Here is an 18,908-nt window from a genome sequence, read left to right as displayed (position 1 = left end):
ACGCCACACCGGTGCCCGAAGGACGTGCGTCTGAGGGTGGCCTTGCTTGCGCTCAGGCAATTAGGGAACAACCATGTTCTCTATATCGGGCCGCGCCGTGCGCGCGAGCGACCCGGTCCTGATCCACCGACGACCCACCGAGGACGCACCGCAGGAGGTGAGCATGGCAGCAGGAGCAACCCCGCCCGGCGTGCTGCGCCCCGTCGTGCACCCCGCGGACGCGGACGGACGCACGCGCGAGCGCGTCCTCGAGCTCGTCGCGAGCGCGGGCCCGGTGAGCGCCGCAGACCTCGCGGCGACCCTCGGCCTCACCCCGGCCGCGGTCCGCCGTCACCTGGCCCTCCTCGAGGTGGACGACCTCGTCGCCGTGCACGACGCCGGTCACGCCACCGGGATGCGCGGTCGCCCCGCCCGGCGGTACGTCGCGACGTCCGCGGGGCAGGGCGAGCTCTCGGGCACCTACGCGGACCTCGCGACCGACGCCCTGCGCTTCCTGCGTGACGTCGCCGGGCCCGACGCCGTCGAGCGGTTCGCGCACGAGCGCCTCGCCGAGCTCGGCGAGCGCTACGCCGCGCGCCTGGACGCCGACGACGTCGAGGGCCGGGCCGCCCAGCTCGCGGCGGCGCTCGCGGACGACGGCTACGCGGCGAGCGTGCGTCCCGTCCCCGGGAACTCGGCCGTGCAGCTGTGCCAGGGCCACTGCCCGGTGCAGCACGTCGCGGAGGAGTTCCCGCAGCTGTGCGAGGCGGAGGCCCAGCTCTTCGCCCGGCTCCTCGGGTCGCACGTGCAGCGTCTCGCGACCCTCGCCGGGGGCGGGCACGCGTGCACGACGAACATCCCGCTCCACCCGGCCGCCCGGCTGCCGGGAGCCGGGGACGTCCGGACGCGCGGGAGACCGCCGTCGGGCACGGGCTGACCGCACCGCACGAGCCCGACCCGTCACGACCTCACGACACCGCACGACTCCGCACGACCGCACGACGCCGGGTCCCCCGGCCGCCCCGAACCGACTGCCCCCTCCGCATCGACGGACAGTGGAAGGAACACCATGAGCGCTCCCACCCAGGACGCCGCCGGCACGGCTCTGCCGACCGGTGAGAAGCAGACCGACGACGAGATCATCGCCTCGATCGGCTCCTACGAGTACGGCTGGCACGACAGCGACGCCGCCGGGATGTCCGCACAGCGCGGGCTCTCGGAGGAGGTCGTGCGCAACATCTCCGCGCTGAAGAACGAGCCGGAGTGGATGCTCAAGGCGCGCCTCAAGGCGCTGCGCCTGTTCGGCAAGAAGCCCATGCCGAGCTGGGGCTCCGACCTCACGGGCATCGACTTCGACAAGATCAAGTACTTCGTGCGCTCGACGGAGAAGCAGGCGACGAGCTGGGACGAGCTCCCCGAGGACATCAAGGCCACGTACGACCGCCTCGGCATCCCGGAGGCGGAGAAGCAGCGCCTCGTCGCGGGCGTCGCGGCGCAGTACGAGTCCGAGGTCGTGTACCACCAGATCCGCGAGGACCTCGAGGCGCAGGGCGTCATCTTCGTCGACACGGACACGGGCCTGCGCGAGTACCCGGAGCTCTTCCAGGAGTACTTCGGCACGGTCATCCCGTCGGGCGACAACAAGTTCGCGGCGCTCAACTCGGCGGTGTGGTCGGGCGGCTCGTTCGTCTACGTGCCCCCGGGCGTGCACGTCGAGATCCCGCTCCAGGCCTACTTCCGCATCAACACGGAGAACATGGGCCAGTTCGAGCGGACGCTGATCATCGCGGACGAGGGCTCGTACGTGCACTACGTCGAGGGCTGCACCGCCCCGATCTACTCGAGCGACTCGCTGCACTCCGCAGTCGTCGAGATCATCGTCAAGAAGAACGCGCGCGTGCGCTACACGACCATCCAGAACTGGTCGAACAACGTGTACAACCTCGTGACGAAGCGGGCGACCGCGGCCGAGGGCGCGACGATGGAGTGGGTCGACGGCAACATCGGCTCGAAGGTCACCATGAAGTACCCGGCGATCTACCTCCTCGGCGAGCACGCGCGCGGCGAGACGCTCTCGATCGCGTTCGCGGGCGAGGGCCAGCACCAGGACGCGGGCGCGAAGATGGTCCACGCCGCGCCGCACACGTCGTCGTCGATCGTCTCGAAGTCGGTCGCGCGCGGCGGTGGCCGCACGTCCTACCGCGGTCTGGTCCAGGTGCTCGAGGGCGCCGCGCACTCCGCCTCGACGGTGCTGTGCGACGCGCTCCTCGTCGACCAGATCTCCCGGTCCGACACCTACCCGTACGTCGACGTCCGCGAGGACGACGTGTCCATGGGGCACGAGGCGACGGTCTCGCGGGTGAGCGAGGACCAGCTGTTCTACCTCATGTCCCGGGGCATGGAGGAGACCGAGGCGATGGCCATGATCGTGCGCGGGTTCGTCGAGCCCATCGCGCGCGAGCTGCCCATGGAGTACGCGCTCGAGCTCAACCGCCTCATCGAGCTGCAGATGGAAGGGTCCGTCGGCTGATATGACCAGCACAGTGTCCACCGAAGAGTCCAGCGAGACGGCCGACGGCCTGACGACGGACCACTCGCGCGCGACGGCCGACGGCGCGCACGCCCACGGCGTCGTGCCGCAGGGCTCGCGCGCGGAGCGCCTCACGTCGTTCGACCTCGCCGACATCCCCGTGCCCTCCGGGCGCGAGGAGGAGTGGCGCTTCTCGCCCGTCGCGCGGCTCGCGCCGCTGTTCGAGGACCGGCTCGTCGGTCAGTCCGGCGGCGGCGACGTGCGCGTCACGGTCGTCGAGGCGCCCGAGGTGCAGGTCTCGATCGTCGGTCGCGGCGACGAGCGGCTCGGCACGGCCGGCAAGCCGGGCGACCGCACCGCCGTCACGGCGTGGAACGCGTTCGAGCAGGCGACCGTCATCACGGTGCCGAAGGAGGCCGTCGCGTCCGACGTCACGTCGGTGCGCGTCGAGGGCCACGGCACCACGCCGACCGCGAGCCACGTCCTCGTGCGCGCCGAGCGGCACTCCGAGGCCGTCGTCGTGCTCGACCACGTCGGCACCGCGACGCTCAACGAGACGGTGGAGATCGTCGTCGAGGACGGCGCCCAGCTCACCGTCGTCTCGGTCCAGGACTGGGCCGACGGCGCCGTGCACGCCTCGTCGCACCGTGCCCGCATCGGCCGCGACGCGCGTCTCAAGCACGTCGTCGTGACGCTCGGCGGCGACGTCGTGCGCATGACGCCCGACGCCGAGTTCACCGCCGAGGGCGGCGAGGTCGAGATGGTCGGCCTGTACTTCGCGGACGCGGACCAGCACCAGGAGCACCGCCTGTTCGTCGACCACGCCGTGCCGCGCTGCAAGTCGCGCGTGACCTACAAGGGCGCTCTGCAGGGCGAGGGCGCGCACACCGTCTGGGTCGGCGACGTGCTCATCCAGGCGTCGGCGGAGGGCACCGACACGTACGAGCTCAACCGCAACCTGGTCCTCACCGACGGGGCGCGCGCGGACTCCGTGCCGAACCTCGAGATCGAGACGGGCGAGATCGAGGGCGCTGGCCACGCGTCGGCGACCGGCCGGTTCGACGACGAGCAGCTCTTCTACCTCCAGGCACGCGGCATCCCCGAGATCGAGGCGCGCCGCCTCGTCGTGCGCGGCTTCTTCGCCGAGCTCATCCACGAGATCGGCGTGGAGTCGGTGGAGCAGCGCCTGCTCGACGCCATCGAGCGCGAGCTGAGCAAGTCGATGTCCGTCATCGAGGGCACCGCCGAGGGCGTGGCGTGACCGCACAGCTCGCCTGCACGACCGCGGACCTCGGACCGGAGGAGGCGCTGCGCGTCGAGCTCGCGTCCGCCGCGGGCACCACCGTCGAGGTCGCCGTCGTGCGCGACGGCGACGGCGGGTGGCACGCCATCTCGGACATCTGCTCGCACGGGGCCGTGTCCCTGTCGGACGGCGAGGTGGAGGGCTGCTTCGTCGAGTGTTGGCTGCACGGCTCGCAGTTCGACGTGCGGACCGGCCAGCCCACGGCGCTCCCCGCGATGCGTCCCGTGCCCGTCTACCCGGTGACGGTCGACGGCGAGCGCGTGCTCGTCGACGTCGACACCACCGTCGGCACCCCCTGACACCCGGCCCGCCGCGGCCGCACCCGAACGTCATCACCACACTTCTGGGAGATCCACGAATGTCCACTCTCGAGATCCGCGACCTGCACGTCAGCGTCGAGACCAAGGAAGGGCCGAAGCCGATCCTGCGCGGCGTCGACCTGACGATCAACAGCGGCCAGGTCCACGCCATCATGGGCCCGAACGGCTCGGGCAAGTCCACGCTCGCCTACTCCATCGCCGGCCACCCCAAGTACCAGGTGACGAGCGGCACCGTGACGCTCGACGGCGAGGACGTCCTCGCGATGAGCGTCGACGAGCGCGCCCGCGCGGGCCTGTTCCTCGCGATGCAGTACCCCGTCGAGGTGCCGGGCGTGAGCGTCTCGAACTTCCTGCGCACCGCGAAGACCGCGATCGACGGCGAGGCGCCCGCGCTGCGGCACTGGACCAAGGACGTCAAGGGCGCCATGGAGCGCCTGCGCATGGATGCGTCGTTCGCCGAGCGCTCGGTCAACGAGGGCTTCTCCGGCGGTGAGAAGAAGCGTCACGAGATCCTCCAGATGGAGCTCCTCAGCCCGAAGTTCGCCGTCCTCGACGAGACCGACTCGGGCCTCGACGTCGACGCGCTGCGCATCGTCTCCGAGGGCGTCAACCGCGTCCACGGCAACACCGACGCGGGCATCCTCCTCATCACGCACTACACGCGCATCCTGCGCTACATCAAGCCGGACTTCGTCCACGTCTTCGTCGACGGCAAGGTCGCCGAGGAGGGTGGCTCGGAGCTCGCCGACCGCCTCGAGGAAGAGGGCTACGACCGCTACCTCGGTGGCTCGGTCGAGTCCGCCGCGGCGGCGTCCGCCTGACCGAGCGGTCCCGGACCGACCCGCGCCGAAGGACTTCGAGGAGACGACCATGACGACCACCGCGCACACCGCCGGACAGCTCGACGGCAGCCCGTCGCGCCTGTCGGCCGGTGAGCTCGCCGCCGTGCGGGCGGACTTCCCGCTGCTCGAGCGCACCGTGCGCGGTGGTCGTCCCCTCGTCTACCTCGACTCCGCGGCGACGTCGCAGAAGCCGCAGGTCGTCCTCGACACCGAGGTCGACTTCTACGAGGAGCGCAACGCCGCGGTGCACCGCGGTGCGCACCAGCTCGCCGAGGAGGCCACCGAGGCGTTCGAGGCGGCCCGGGCCGACGTCGCCGCGTTCGTGGGCGCACGGCCGGGCGAGATCGTCTGGACGTCGGGCGCCACGGCGGCGATCAACCTCGTCGCCTACGGTCTCTCGAACGCGACGCTGGGCCGCGGGGGTGAGGCGGCCCGCCGCTTCGTGCTCGCGCCCGGCGACGAGATCGTCGTCACGGAGGCGGAGCACCACGCCAACATCGTGCCGTGGCAGGAGCTCGCGGCGCGCACGGGCGCCGTGCTGCGGTGGTTCGAGGTCGACGACGACGGGCGCGTGCGCGTCGAGGACGCGGCCACGGTCATCACCGAGCGCACGCGCGTCGTCGCGTTCACGCACGTGTCCAACGTGACGGGCGCGGTCACGCCGGTGGAGCCGATCGTGGCCCGGGCGCGCGAGGTCGGCGCGCTCACGGTGCTCGACGCGTGCCAGTCGGTGCCCCACCTGCCCGTCGACCTGCCGTCGCTCGGCGTCGACTTCGCGGTGTTCTCCGCGCACAAGATGCTCGGCCCCACGGGCGTCGGCGCGCTCTACGGCCAGCGCGAGCTGCTCGAGGCGCTGCCGCCGGTCACGACCGGCGGGTCCATGATCGAGGTCGTCACGATGACCGAGTCGTCGTACATGGCGCCGCCCCAGCGGTTCGAGGCCGGCACGCAGCCCGTCGCGCAGGTCGTCGGCTTCGGTGCCGCCGCGCGGTACCTCGACGAGCTGGGCATGGAGGGTCTCGCCGCGCACGAGCACGAGCTCGCCGCCGAGCTCCTGCGCATCGGGGAGATCCCGGGCGTGCGGATCGTCGGTCCGCGCGAGCCGGTCGACCGGCTCGCCGTCGTGTCGTTCGTCGTCGACGGCGTGCACGCGCACGACGTCGGCCAGGTGCTCGACGACGCGGGGATCGCCGTGCGCGTGGGTCACCACTGCGCGCAGCCCCTGCACCGACGCTTCGGCGTCGCGGCGACCGCCCGGGCGTCCGCCTCGGTGTACACGACGCGTGAGGACGTCGACGCGTTCCGGGAAGCGTTGGCGGGGGTCCGCGCGTTCTTCTCGGTGGACTGAGAGGACTCTCATGAGCTCGATCGAGCAGATGTACCAGCAGGTCATCCTCGACCACGCGAAGACCCCGCACGGGCGGGGCCTGGTCGAGGTGACGGACGGCGCCCCGAGCGGCCAGTCGCACCAGGTCAACCCGACGTGCGGCGACGAGGTGACGCTGCGCGTGGAGCTCGGCGGCCCGGCGGACGGTGACGCCGCGGGACCCGTGGTCCGGCGCGTGAGCTGGGAGGGCCAGGGGTGCAGCATCTCCCAGGCGTCCCTGTCGGTGCTCACCGACCTCGTGACCGGCCGACCGGTGACCGAGGCGGAGCACCTCGGCGAGGTCTTCCGCGAGCTCATGGGCTCGCGCGGCAAGGGCCTCGACGAGGACGCGGAGGACGAGCTGGAGGACGCCACGGCGTTCACCGGCGTCTCGCAGTACCCTGCCCGCATCAAGTGCGCCCTGCTCGGCTGGGCGGCGCTGCGGGACTCGCTCGTGACCTCGGGCGCACTGGACCGGGTCGCCACAGACCAGACCCGCGCGGCGCAGGCCGCCGGGGCAACGACGGAGGAGAACCGATGAGCACCGAGACCGGCGCACCTGTCGAGGGTGTCGCACCGAGCCCGCCGAACGTCGCGGACGTCGAGGAGGCGCTGCGCGACGTCATCGACCCCGAGCTCGGCATCAACGTCGTCGACCTCGGCCTCATCTACGGCATCCAGATCGACCAGAACAACCACGCGGTCATCGACATGACGCTGACGTCCGCGGCGTGCCCGCTGACCGACGTCATCGAGGACCAGTCCGCGCAGGCCCTCGACGGCCTCGTCGACGGGTTCCGCGTGAACTGGGTCTGGATGCCGCCGTGGGGCCCGGAGAAGATCACCGACGACGGCAAGGACCAGCTCCGCGCGCTGGGCTTCAACGTCTGACGACCCGCCGCTCGTCCACCGACGCCGCGTCCCCGTACCGGGGGCGCGGCGTCGTGCTGTCAGGGCCGCGACGAAGCGTGCCCGGGCCGGCCCGGGCACGCCCCGGCGTCGCCGCGCGCGTCGTCGCTGCTCACGATCTGGTTGCGATCCTTCTGGTGCGTTGACGAGGACTGTCCCGAGTGTTGGGATATGTGCGCCCACACCACTTTTCGGAGGATGACGTGACACAGCAGGACCAGACCGGCTCGGGCGGATCCCCGCGGCAGGCGCGCTACCGCGGCCGGCACCTCCCGATGGTCGCGGTGGTCGTCGCGGCGACGATCGCCACCGCCCTGGCCTACAGCGGCATGGTCCTGTTCGGTCTCGAGGTCGCGCACATGTCGCCGCTCGAGGCGTACGGCCTGGCGGGCTTCCTCGAGGTCAGCCTCGTCGCCGTGGCGCTCATGGCGCGCAACGCGGCGCTCGAGGGTCGCCCGTACGGCGTGCTCCTCGCGCTCACCTGGGTGCTCTCGGGCACCTCGGGCGTGTTCGCGGCGCTCCACGAGATCGCCGTCCCGACCGAGAGCACCCCGTACATGGTGGTGTTCCGGTTCGTGCCGCCGCTGGTCGCCGCGCTCATGTGGCACCTCGCCCTCGTGGGGGAGCGGCACATGGTCACGGGCCACACCCTCGACGAGCGTCGCCGGGAGACGCGCGTCCACGGGTACGTCACCGCCCTGGAGCAGTGGCGCGACGCACGCGTCGACAGCTCGGGCTCGGCGGCGGACCTGCGCAAGGTCCGGGCCGCCCACCAGCGTCAGCGCGCGGCCCGCGACGGTGCCCTCAAGCTGCTGACGGTCGAGGACTTCGAGCGCCGCATGCAGATCTGGGTCGACCGCCTGGAGGCCGCGGAGCGTCACGCCAACCGGCTCGACCTCATCGGGGCGAGCTCCGTCAAGCGTGGCACCGCCCGGGGGCCGGCCGAGGCCCCCGCGGACCTCGTGGCCCGGACCGCCGCGCCCGCCGAGGCGCGCGGCCTGAAGACCCTCGCGCTGGAGTCGGCGCACGACGCCGAGGCCCGCGCGGTCGAGTCCCCGCGGTCCGACGCGCCGACTCCGGACCGGCGGGCCGCCGGGGCACGAGCCGAGGCTCCGGCCACCGAGCCGGACGAGCAGCCCTACGCGCCCGAGACGGCCTTCGAGGCGCTTCCCGACCTCTCGGCGCGCGTGAAGGAGGCGTTCGGGCGCACCGGGCCGCTCCCGTGGGACCAGCCCGTCCCGGACTCCACCGGCGCGCCCCAGGTCGCGGAGCCCCCGGCCGTGACGGGGCACACCCGTCGCGTCGAGGTCTTCGACCTCGCCCGTCCGCGAGGCGGTGTGCAGGCGGCGACCGGGTCCGACGAGCCCTCGCTCGGGGAGGACCCGACCGCCGAGCGCGACCGCCGCATCGTCGAGCTCGCCCGTCAGGGCCTGAACCAGCGGGAGATCGCCCAGCAGGTCTCGGCGTCGCGGTCGACCGTCAGCCGCATCGTGCGTCGCTACGAGGACCAGAAGCCCGTGGCGGACGACGACCGGGAGCTCGCGAACGCCTGAGACAGGTGGTGACGATCGGCCGCCGCCAGGGCTGCCGATCGTCCCTGTCGCACCCCCCGGCGCGTCGGCCCCGCGCGCTCCGGCGCTAGGATCGGGCCGCCGGCAACGACGCCGGCGCACGACCGAAGGAGTCTCGACGCCCATGCTCGCCGCGTGGGGCGTGCTCGCCCTGCTCACCCTCGTCCACCTCGCGGCACACCTCGCCGGCGCCTCGACGCTCGCCGACACGTCGCAGTGGTTCCTCATGCCCGCGCTCGCGGTCTGTCTGTGGCTCGCGTCGCGGCCCGCGGACGACGCGGGACGTCGCCGGCCTCGCCTCGTCCGCCTCACGCTCGTCGCGCTCGCGTTCTCGTGGCTCGGGGACACCGCGCCCGACCTCGCCGACGGCGACGCCGCCTTCCTCGTCATGGTCGGGTTCTTCCTCTGCGCGCAGGTGACGTTCACGCTCGCGTTCTGGCCGTACCGCTCCGGCTCGGTGCTGCGGCGGCCCCTCGCCCTCGCGCCCTACCTCGTCGCGCTCGTCGGGCTCGTGGTCGCGTGCGCGCCGGGCGCGGGCGCGCTCCTCCTCCCGGTCGTCGTCTACGGCCTGTGCCTCGTCGCGATGGCCGTGACGGCGACGGGGGTCGACCGTCTCGCGGCGGTCGGAGGGGCCGTGTTCCTCGTCTCGGACGCCCTCATCGCGCTCGACGCGTTCGCACCCTGGTACGCCCTGCCGGCGCACGGATTCTGGGTGATGCTCACGTACGTCGGGGGTCAGGTGCTGCTCGTCCTCGGAGTCCTGCGACGTGTCCGGCACGACGCGGGACGAGGCGAGGCGGGGCGCCGCGTCGCCGCCGGGGCGAGCACGCGCGAGAAGGGATAGCACGACGATGGGACTCGACGTCTCGTGGGTGCGCGTGGTCCAGCCCGGCAGCGGCCCGCGTCGCCGTCGGTACGAGGAGCTGGCGACCGTCCTCGACAGCGACGAGCTCTTCGCCCAGATCTGCGAGAAGAGCACCTCGCCGATGCTCGCGCGGGCCGACCCGTACGGGAGCCTGCACCTCTCGTCGTCGGAGATGGAGCAGCTCGTCGAGGAGTTGGGCAGGGCCACTGTCGGCACAACGGCCGAGCGAGCGCTCGTGCGCACGGTCCGCGACCTCGCGCTGAGATGCCGGTCCGAGCCCGGGACGGAGCTGCACCTCGACGGTGACTGACGCGTCAGCGCTCGACGTGGACGGCGACGAGCGCGACGTCGTCCTCCGCACCCGCGGGCACGAGGTCGGTCAGCAGCAGGTCGAGCAGGCGTCCCGGGGCGACGAGGTCGAGGGCGGCGACGCGCCCCGGCAGCTCCTCGAGGGTGTCGCGCAACGGCCGGTCCCGACGTTCGACGAGCCCGTCGGTGTAGAGCAGCAGCGTGTCACCGGGTCCGAGCGTGTCGCTGTGGTCCGTGCGGCCACCGCCGAGCCCGAGCCCGAGGAGCGGGTCGTTCCTGGCTCTCAGCAGCCGCGCCGTGCCGTCGGCCGAGCGGACCACCGGCGGCAGGTGTCCCGCCGAGCACCACGTGAGCGTGCGCTGCTCGCCGGTGGCGCCGGGGGAGACCCGCGCGACGGCGGCCGTCGCGAGCGCGTCGAGGCCGAGCCCGGTCGCGGTGTCCTCCGCGGCGTCGAGGAGGGCGGCGGGTCCCGACCCCGTGCTGTACCCGACCGCCCGGACGATCCCGCGCAGGTGCCCCATGCGTGACGCGGCGGCGACGTCGTGGCCGGTGACGTCCCCGACCACGACGGTCGTGCTCCCGTCGCGCTGGACGAAGGCGTCGTACCAGTCGCCACCGACGTGGACCTCGGGGACCGCGGGGCGGTAGCGGACGTCGATGCGCAGACCGAGGACGTCGGGCGGTGGCGTGAGGATCGAGTCCTGGAGCTCGAGGGCGGCGCGGCGCTCGCGGACCAGCGCGGCGGCGTACCGGCCGACCGTCGACCCGAGCGCGAGGGCGTGATGGAGCACAGCCCGGTCGACGAGACCGTCCGGACCCGCGTCCGGGAGACCGTCGTGCTGATCGTCCCCGGCCACGTCTGCTGCCACGTTCCCGGTCGTGTCGCGTGTCGTGTCGTCGACCGTCGGATCCGCACCGCTCCCGGCGCCGCTGGAGCGGGAGCCGTCACCCGGCCCGCGCCGGGAGCGGACGATGTCCGTGACGTCCTCCGCCCGGTGGACGAGCACGGAGACCCGGCCTCCCGCGTCGACGACGGGGACGTTCGTCGTGATCCACCATCGCTCCTCCCACCGGCCGTCCTCTCCCCGGAGGTCGTACCGGTGGGGGCCGATCATCTCCAGGCGTCCGGTGGCGACGACGCGCTCGAGCGACTCGACGACGCGTTCCGCCGCGGGCTCGCCGCCCGACCGGAGCGGGAAGACGTCGAGGTAGTGCCTGCCGACCACGGCGGTCGCCGGCACGTCGACGGTCCGGAGGAACGCCTCGTTGGCGTCGAGCACCATGAGCTCAGGGGAGAGCACGAGCTTGGGCGCCGTGAGAGCGGCGAAGACGGCGTGATAGTCGACGTCGTCGATCGACGCGGTCCTGGTCGGCCGTGCTCGCGCGCTTCTGCCTCGACTGCGGTCCATGCCGTCGAGCCTGGCGCAACCGTGGTCGCTCGCAGCCCGAGCCGCGGACGGCACGGCGGGTGGTCGCTCCCCGGCCGGGCCGATCCGCAGCCGCTCGTCAGCCGACCGCGACGACCGGAGCGGCCAGAGGCGTGCCCGACCCGTCGCGGCGCTGGTCGACCGCCGGCAGCTCGGCCGACTGGCCACCTGCCCCGGTGGCGCGCGGCGGCCCCTGCCCGACCCACGCGAGGATCAGCGCGTCCTCGCCCTTGAGGAAGCGGTGCGCCCTGACGCCGCCCGTCGCCCGTCCCTTGCCGGGGTACAGCTCGTACGGCGTCACCTTGGCGGCGCCCGTCTGGGTGCCCGGCAGCGCGTCCGACGACCCGGAGACGGTGACCACGACGGCCAGGTCCCGCACGTCGGCCGCGACGACGCCGAAGAACGCGACGCGCTGGCCGTCGGCGAGCCGGATGCCCGCCATGCCGCCGGCGGAGCGCCCCTGCGGGCGGACGGCCTTCGCGTCGAAGTGCAGGAGGCTCGCGTCGCTGCTGACGAGGACGAGCTCGTCCGCGTCGGTCGCGGGCGCGGCGCCCACGACGGCGTCCCCGTCCTTGAGCCCGATCACCTCCCACGCGTCGCGGTTGCTCGGGACGTCACCCGGCAGGACGCGCTTGACGACGCCGAACGCGGTCCCGAGCGCGAGCGGGGGAGCGTCGGCGTCGAGCGAGACGATCGTCACGGCCTCCTCGCCCGGCTCGAGCGCGACGACCTCGCTCAGCGGCACGCCGCCCGACAGGCTCGGGGCGCTGTCCGTCGGCGGGATCGCGGGCAGGTCAAGGACGGACACGCGGACGATGCGTCCCCGGCTCGTCAGGAGGCCGATCTCGCCGCGCGCCGTGGTGCGCACGCGGCCGCGCAGGACGTCGTGCGCCGCCCGCGCGCCGCTCCGGGCCGGCTCGGTGTCGTCGCTCGACCGGGCGAGCAGACCGGTGGCCGAGAACAGCGCCCAGCAGGCGGTGTCGGCCACCTCGAGCGGCACGGCGGCCGTCGTGGTGGGCGCGGCGCCCGCGGACTCGAGCAGGATGGTGCGACGCGGCGTGCCGTAGGTCTTCGCGACCTCGGCCATCTCGGCCGACACCACGCCGCGGAGCCTCGCGTCGTCGCCGAGGATCTCCTGGAGCTCGGCGATCTCCTTGCGGAGCGCGTCCTGCTCCTTCTCCAGCTCGATGCGGGAGAACTTCGTCAGGCGGCGCAGCTGGAGCTCGAGGATGTACTCCGCCTGCGGCTCGGACAGGTCGAACACGGTCTGCAGGCGCTCGCGTGCGGCTCGGGCGTCGTCCGAGGACCTGATGACCTCGATGACCTCGTCGATGTCGACGATCGCGACGAGCAGGCCGTCCACGAGGTGCAGACGTTCCGAGCGCTTGCGCAGGCGGTGCTGGGACCGCCGGCGCACGACGTCGATGCGGTGGTCCACCCACACGACGAGCAGCTCGCGCAGCCCGAGCGTGCGGGGCTGGCCGTCCACGAGCGCGACGTTGTTGATGCCGAACGAGTCCTCGAGCGGGGTGAACCGGTAGAGCTGCTCGAGCACGGCCTCGGGGTTGAAGCCCGTCTTGACCTCGACGACGATCCGCAGGCCGTGCTCGCGGTCGGTGAGGTCCGTCGCCGCCGTGACGCCCTGGATCTTCTTCGCCTTGACGCCCTCGGCGATCTTCTCGATGACCTTCTCGGGCCCCACGACGTACGGCAGCTCCGTGAACACGATGCCCTTGCGGCGCGGCGTGAGGTTCTCGACCCGCGCGGTGGCACGCGTGCGGAACGAGCCCCGACCGGTGCGGTAGGCGTCGCGGACGCCGTCGAGCCCGACGATCTTGCCGCCCGAGGGCAGGTCCGGACCGGGCACGAAGCGCATGAGCGCCTCGAGGTCGGCGTCGGGGTGCTGGACGAGGTGGCGCGCGGCGGCGACCACCTCGACGAGGTTGTGCGGCGCCATGTTCGTCGCCATGCCGACCGCGATGCCCGACGCCCCGTTGACGAGCAGGTTGGGGATCGCGGCGGGCAGGACCTCGGGCTGGGTGAGCTTGTTGTCGTAGTTCGGCACGAAGTCGACGACGTCCTCGTCGAGACCGGTCGTCATCGCGAGCGACGACGGCGCGAGACGTGCCTCGGTGTACCGCGAGGCGGCCGGTCCGTCGTCCAGCGAGCCGAAGTTGCCGTGCCCGTCGACGAGCGGCAGGCGCAGGGAGAAGTCCTGCGCGAGGCGCACGAGCGCGTCGTAGATCGCGCTGTCGCCGTGCGGGTGCAGCTTGCCCATGACCTCGCCCACGACGCGCGCCGACTTCACGTGGGAGCGGTCGGGCCGCAGGCCCATGTCGGCCATCATGTAGAGGATGCGCCGCTGCACGGGCTTGAGCCCGTCGCGCGCGTCGGGCAGGGCGCGCGAGTAGATGACGGAGTAGGCGTACTCGAGGAACGACCCCTCCATCTCCGTGGCGACGTCGACGTCGACGATCGTCTCGTTCACCTCGGCCGGGTCGAGCGAGGGGGTCGAGGGCTTGCGCGCCATGGTCGTGCGGGCTCCTGCCGGTCGGGTGCGTCGGGACGCTGGTCGGGATGGGCGGACGGCCTTCCCGCCGGACGCGAGGGTAGCCCACGCGACCCACGGGCGGACCACCACCGTGACCGCTCAGGACGATTGTCCTCCCGGACGGGGCCGCACGGGTGCAGGCGCACCGCGCCGTCGACCGCATAGCCTGGGGGCGTGAGCGGCGCCGACGTCGGGTCCCACCCGGTCCAGCACCCCGTCGACTACCCGGTCGAGTGGGAGGCGGACGTCGTCCTGCGCGACGGCACGACGACGCACGTGCGGCCGATCCGGCCCGACGACGCCGACGCGCTCCAGCGCTTCCACGTCTCCCAGTCCGAGCGGTCCACGTACCTGCGGTTCTTCGCCCCCATGCAGCGCCTTTCGGACCGCGACCTCGACCGGTTCACGCGCGTGGACCACTCCGACCGCGTGGCGCTCGTCGCCGTCCGGCCCCGCAACGGCGTGCCGGACGACGGCCCGGCGGGGGAGCAGGACATCATCGGCGTCGCTCGCTTCGACCGCACGACCGCGCACGAGGCCGAGGTCGCGTTCAACATCGCCGACTCGGCCCAGGGCCGCGGCCTCGGGTCCGTGCTGCTCGAGCACCTGGCCGCCGCCGCGCGCGAGCTGGGGGTGCGCCGGTTCACGGCCGAGGTGCTGCCCCAGAACGGCAAGATGCTCGCCGTGTTCCGCGAGGCCGGCTACGACGTGCGCCAGCAGATGGACGACGGCTTCGTCGTCGTGAGCGTGGACCTCGACCCGACGGAGCGCTCGCGCGCCGTCATGGCGGACCGCGAGCACCGCGCCGAGGCGCGCAGCATGCAGGGCCTGCTCGGCGCGACGAGCGTCGTCCTCGTCGGCCCGACCGACGCCGGGGAGCCCGAGGGCATCGAGTCGCTCCTCGCGCACCGTGCGCTCGCGGCGCTGCGGCGCGGCACGGGCGTCGCGGTCCACGTCGTCGGCCCGGACCCCGCCGGCCCGGTGCCCTCCGGACCGCTGGGCAGCGGGCCCGCGCCCTCCGCCGTCGGGCGCGACGGGGTGGCCGTCAGCGTGCACGCGTCGCTCGCGGACGTGCCCGCCCCCGTGGACCTGGCCGTCGTGTCCCTGCGCCCGCCCGAGGCGATCGACGCCGTGCGGCACCTCGCGCGCCTGGGCGTGCGCGGCGTCGTCGTGCTGTCCGCCGGGTTCGCCGAGACCGGTCCCGACGGTCTCGCGCTGCAGCGCGAGCTGCTGCGCGTCGCGCACACGGCCGGCCTGCGCGTGGTGGGCCCCGCCAGCTACGGGCTCGTCACCCACGGTGCGCCGTCGGGCCGCCCGACCCTCGCCGCGACCCTCGCGGACGAGCTGCCCCGGCCGGGCGTCGTCGGACTGTTCTCCCAGTCGGCGCCCATGGCGGTGACGCTCCTGGCGACGACCGCGCGCCGCGGCCTGGGCGTGTCGTCGTTCCTCTCGGCGGGGCACCGCGCCGACGTGTCGGGCAACGACCTCATGCAGTACTGGCAGGACGACCCTGCGACCGAGGTGGTGTGCCTCTACCTCGAGTCGATCGGCAACCCGCGCAAGTTCTCTCGCATCGCCCGCCGCCTCGCGTCGGTCAAGCCCGTCGTCGTGGTCACCGCGGGCCGGTCGGGCCACGTGGTGCCACCGGGCCACGCCGTGCGCTCGACGACCGCCCCCCGGCGCACGCTCGACGAGATGCTCCGCCAGTCGGGGGTCATCCGCGCGGAGAACACCCACCAGCTCATCGACGTCGCGCAGCTCCTCGCGCACCAGCCCCTCCCGTCGGGACGGCGCGTCGGCATCCTCGCGAGCTCGGCGTCGCTCGCGGCGCTCGTCGCGGAGGCGGCGGCGTCCGCGGGCCTCGTCGTCGCCCGCTCGGACTTCCTCCCGGAGGACGCCTCGGCCGAGCGCCTGACCGAGGCCGTCGACGCGCTCTACGCGCCCGACGCGTGCGACGTCGTCGTCGCGGTCCAGGTGCCCACGGTCCGTCCGCGTCGCGTCGAGCTGTCGCGCGCCCTCGCGGCCGCCGCCGCGCGCACGCGACGCACGACGGTGGCGAGCATGCTCGGCCTGCACGGGCTCACCGACGAGCTCTCCGCACCGGACCCCCACGCCCCGGCGCCCGCGGAGACGGCCGCGGGCTCGGCCGGGGCGGCTCCCGCCGAGCCGGCACGGTGCCAGGTGCCGGCCTACTCCACGCCCGAGGACGCGGTGGCAGCTCTCGGCGCCGTCGTGCGGTACGCGCGCTGGCGCGAGGCCGACCACGGGACGCCGGTCCGGCCGACCGGCGTCGACGGCGCCCGGGCGCGTCAGGTCGTCGACCGTGCCCTCGCGGACGCCGCCGAGGTCGAGCTGGACCCGGCGTCGACGGCGGAGCTCCTCGCGTGCTATGGCGTCCGGGTCTGGCCGGCACGCCGGGTCCGGACGGCGGACGAGGCGGTCGCCGCGGCGCGGGAGACCGGTTGGCCCGTCGCGCTCAAGAGCACCGCCGCGGGCCTGCGCCACCGCGCCGACCTGGGCGGTGTGCGGCTCGACATCGCCGACGAGGCGGAGCTGCGCGCCGACGTCGAGCAGATGCGCGAGACGCTCGCGGCCGTGCTCCCGGGTGCGGCGGACGAGCCGTTCGAGGTCCAGGCGATGGCGGACGCGGGCGTGGCGTGCGTGGTGCGCTCGACCGAGGACCAGCTCTTCGGCCCGGTCGTCTCGTTCGGTCTCGCGGGCGACGCGGTGGACCTCCTGGGGGACGTCGCCTACGGCGTGCCGCCGCTGACCGACGTCGACGTGGCGGCGATGGTGCGGTCCGTCCGCGCGGCGCCGCGCCTGTTCGGCTACATGGGGACGCAGGTCGCGGCCACCGCCGCGCTCGAGGACGTGCTCGCGCGCGTGTCGGTCCTGGCGGACGACCTCCCGGAGGTGCGCAGCCTCGAGCTGTACCCCGTGGTCGTGTCCGAGCACGACGCGGCGGTGCTCAGCGCGCGCGTGAGCCTCGCCGACGCCCAGCGCGCCGACGCGCTGCGCCGGGCGCTGCCGGGCTGACCGTGCCCGGGGGTGATGCCGTCCACAGGTCGGGTCGCGCGGGCTGGCCGCCCACGACCGGCGGGTGGGACAATGCGCGGGTGCCCTCAGCAACCCCCGACGCGACCCCTGACACGGCTCCTGACGCGTGGACCGACCTGACCAGCCAGCTCCACCGGGCGGGGTACTACCCCGAGCTCGTCGCGGACGTCCTCGACGTCGCGGTGGCCGGTGAGGAGATCGTGTCCCACCTCGTGCTCCCGGAGACCACGTTCGACGCGTCGGAGGTCCGCCGCCACCTCACCGTCCTCGTGCTGACCCCGACGCGGCTCGTCACCGCGCACGTCGACGACCACCCGGCCGACAGCGAGAACCCCTCGGCCTCGGCGGCGGCCACCACGGAGTCGGTGCCCCTGTCCGAGGTGCGGTCCGTGTCCCTCACGCACGTCGTCGCGGACCCGCAGACGCACCGCAGCGGCAACGTCCCGCTCGAGGTGACGCTCGCGCTGGGCTGGGGCGCCGTCTCGCGCGTCGACCTCGAGCCGGCTGCGTGCCCCGACCCGGGCTGCGACGCCGACCACGGCCTGACCGGCCAGATCACGCCCGACGACGTCGTGGTGCGGGTCAGCGCGGAGGCCGAGGGCCGCGCGGCGGTCGCCGCCGCCGTCGACTTCGCCAAGGCCCTGTCCCGCGCGACCGCGCAGCGCACCCGATGACGTCGGTGCGCCCCCGGACGGCGCAGCACGCACCTGTCACGGCGCCGCCGCTGCCCGAGGGTCTGCTCGCGCCCGAGCACGGCACCGGGTCGCTCGCCGCCGTGCTGCCGGCCGCGCTCGACGCGCTCGGCGTGCCCGTCACGACCGCGACCGGGATCGAGGGGAGCGCGGCCCGCGCAGCCCTCGACCTGCCGCGCGCGGACCGGGTGTGCGTCGTGCTCGTCGACGGCCTGGGGCATCTCAACCTCGCCGAGCGGGCCGGTCACGCCCCGTTTCTGCGCTCTCTCCTGCCCGAGGCGCGGCCGCTCACCTCGACGTTCCCCAGCACGACCGCGGCAGCGGTCGGGGCGTTCGGCACGGGCACGGCGCCCGGACGCACGGGCATGCTCGGCTACACCCAGCGCAACCCGGCGACGGGCGGGCTGGCCAACATGGTGTCCTGGGAGGGAGCGCCGCCGCCGCACGAGCTGCAGCGCGAGACCCCGCTCCTCACCGTCGCCGCCGACGCGGGCGTGTCGGTCACGTCGACGGGTCCCGCGCGGTTCGCCGGCTCGGGCATGACCGTCGCCGCGCTCCGCGGCGGGTCGTACGCCGCCGCCGACCCGCTGGAGCGCCGGGTCGACGCGGCGCGTCTCGCGCTCTCCCGGCCAGGGCTCGTCTACCTGTACTGGGGCGAGGTCGACAAGGCCGGACACCACCACGGCTCCGGCTCGTGGCAGTGGGGGGACGAGCTCGAGCACCTCGACCGCGAGCTGTCGCGTCTCGCGCGGTCCCTCCCGGCCGGCACGCTGATCCTCGTCACGGCCGACCACGGCATGGTCGACGTCGACCCCGGGCTGCGCCGTGACGTCGCGACGGACCCGGTGCTCGACCGCGGGGTGACCCTCGTCGGGGGCGAGCCACGAGCCGTCCACGTGTACACCGAGCCGGGTGCGGCGGGCGACGTCGCGGCGAGGTGGCGCGACGTGCTGGGGGAGGAGGCTCTCGTCCTCGAGCGCGAGGAGGTGCTCGCGCGCGGGCTGCTGGGGCCGCGCGTCCGCGACGACGCGGTGCGGGCCGCGGGCGACGTCGTCGTGGCGATGCGGGGCCGGGCGACCGTCGTCGACTCGCGCACCCAGACCGCCGCGTCGCTCGCGCTCGTCGGCGTCCACGGCTCCCTCACGGAGCGGGAGATGCGCGTCCCGCTCCTCGTGGCGGGGCGCTGA

16 protein-coding genes are annotated in these 18,908 nt (G+C 73.9%); 14 read left to right on the top strand and 2 right to left on the bottom strand.

What is annotated here, in order from left to right:
* The first annotated feature begins 73 nt into the window (after positions 1-73).
* The 11 genes from ACWPWV_RS16970 to ACWPWV_RS16920 all read left to right on the top strand — a co-directional run bounded on the left by ACWPWV_RS16970 (position 74) and on the right by ACWPWV_RS16920 (position 9,995).
* A complete protein-coding gene (locus ACWPWV_RS16970; protein WP_454044088.1) occupies positions 74-916 on the top strand; it encodes a helix-turn-helix transcriptional regulator in 843 nt (280 codons plus the stop codon).
* Between the two features lie 132 nt (positions 917-1,048).
* Positions 1,049-2,509 (top strand): Fe-S cluster assembly protein SufB, encoded by a 1,461-nt coding sequence (gene sufB, locus ACWPWV_RS16965; RefSeq protein WP_454044087.1) that lies wholly within the window; start codon positions 1,049-1,051, stop codon positions 2,507-2,509.
* A 1-nt stretch (position 2,510) separates the two neighbouring features.
* Positions 2,511-3,770: a Fe-S cluster assembly protein SufD gene (gene sufD / locus ACWPWV_RS16960; RefSeq protein WP_454044086.1), complete on the top strand. Its 1,260-nt coding sequence runs from the start codon at positions 2,511-2,513 to the stop codon at positions 3,768-3,770.
* Positions 3,767-4,111, top strand: coding sequence for a non-heme iron oxygenase ferredoxin subunit (locus ACWPWV_RS16955; protein ID WP_454044085.1), 345 nt, complete (start codon positions 3,767-3,769; stop codon positions 4,109-4,111). The genes sufD and ACWPWV_RS16955 overlap by 4 nt, the downstream gene beginning before the upstream one ends.
* A gap of 59 nt (positions 4,112-4,170) precedes the next feature.
* Positions 4,171-4,953, top strand: a complete 783-nt coding sequence (gene sufC, locus ACWPWV_RS16950; protein WP_454044084.1) for a Fe-S cluster assembly ATPase SufC — start codon at positions 4,171-4,173, stop codon at positions 4,951-4,953.
* A 49-nt stretch (positions 4,954-5,002) separates the two neighbouring features.
* Positions 5,003-6,322, top strand: a complete 1,320-nt coding sequence (locus tag ACWPWV_RS16945; RefSeq protein ID WP_454044083.1) for a SufS family cysteine desulfurase — start codon at positions 5,003-5,005, stop codon at positions 6,320-6,322.
* Positions 6,323-6,332: 10 nt separating this feature from the next.
* A complete protein-coding gene (gene sufU, locus ACWPWV_RS16940; RefSeq protein ID WP_454044082.1) occupies positions 6,333-6,881 on the top strand; it encodes a Fe-S cluster assembly sulfur transfer protein SufU in 549 nt (182 codons plus the stop codon).
* Entirely contained in the window at positions 6,878-7,231 is a 354-nt protein-coding gene (locus ACWPWV_RS16935) for a metal-sulfur cluster assembly factor (RefSeq protein WP_251150816.1), read from the top strand. The genes sufU and ACWPWV_RS16935 overlap by 4 nt, the downstream gene beginning before the upstream one ends.
* A 221-nt stretch (positions 7,232-7,452) precedes the next feature.
* Positions 7,453-8,802: a helix-turn-helix domain-containing protein gene (locus ACWPWV_RS16930; protein WP_454044081.1), complete on the top strand. Its 1,350-nt coding sequence runs from the start codon at positions 7,453-7,455 to the stop codon at positions 8,800-8,802.
* A 142-nt stretch (positions 8,803-8,944) separates the two neighbouring features.
* On the top strand, positions 8,945-9,664 hold the full coding sequence (locus tag ACWPWV_RS16925; RefSeq protein ID WP_454044080.1) for a lysoplasmalogenase: 720 nt from the start codon (positions 8,945-8,947) through the stop codon (positions 9,662-9,664).
* A 7-nt stretch (positions 9,665-9,671) separates the two neighbouring features.
* A complete protein-coding gene (locus ACWPWV_RS16920) occupies positions 9,672-9,995 on the top strand; it encodes a hypothetical protein (RefSeq protein ID WP_454044079.1) in 324 nt (107 codons plus the stop codon).
* 4 nt (positions 9,996-9,999) lie between these two features.
* Here the strand turns inward: ACWPWV_RS16920 and ACWPWV_RS16915 are convergent, their stop codons facing one another.
* Together ACWPWV_RS16915 and ACWPWV_RS16910 are read right to left on the bottom strand one after the other, a co-directional pair.
* On the bottom strand, positions 10,000-11,403 hold the full coding sequence (locus ACWPWV_RS16915) for a PP2C family protein-serine/threonine phosphatase (protein ID WP_454044078.1): 1,404 nt from the start codon (positions 11,401-11,403) through the stop codon (positions 10,000-10,002).
* 97 nt (positions 11,404-11,500) lie between these two features.
* Positions 11,501-13,951: a DNA gyrase/topoisomerase IV subunit A gene (locus tag ACWPWV_RS16910; RefSeq protein ID WP_454044077.1), complete on the bottom strand. Its 2,451-nt coding sequence runs from the start codon at positions 13,949-13,951 to the stop codon at positions 11,501-11,503.
* A 195-nt stretch (positions 13,952-14,146) separates the two neighbouring features.
* Here ACWPWV_RS16910 and ACWPWV_RS16905 point away from each other — a divergent pair, with 195 nt between their 5' ends.
* The 3 genes from ACWPWV_RS16905 (at position 14,147) to ACWPWV_RS16895 (ending at position 18,908) form a co-directional block, all read left to right on the top strand.
* Entirely contained in the window at positions 14,147-17,008 is a 2,862-nt protein-coding gene (locus ACWPWV_RS16905; RefSeq protein ID WP_454044076.1) for a bifunctional acetate--CoA ligase family protein/GNAT family N-acetyltransferase, read from the top strand.
* An 80-nt stretch (positions 17,009-17,088) separates the two neighbouring features.
* Positions 17,089-17,703 carry a DUF5998 family protein gene (locus tag ACWPWV_RS16900; RefSeq protein WP_454044075.1) on the top strand — a complete coding sequence of 205 codons (615 nt, stop codon included), beginning with the start codon at positions 17,089-17,091 and terminating at the stop codon, positions 17,701-17,703.
* Positions 17,700-18,908 carry an alkaline phosphatase family protein gene (locus ACWPWV_RS16895; RefSeq protein ID WP_454044074.1) on the top strand — a complete coding sequence of 403 codons (1,209 nt, stop codon included), beginning with the start codon at positions 17,700-17,702 and terminating at the stop codon, positions 18,906-18,908. Before ACWPWV_RS16900 ends, ACWPWV_RS16895 begins: the two co-directional genes overlap by 4 nt.

This window comes from Cellulosimicrobium sp. Marseille-Q8652 (assembly GCF_965112045.1).
This window is presented reverse-complemented; position numbering and strand designations above follow the sequence as displayed.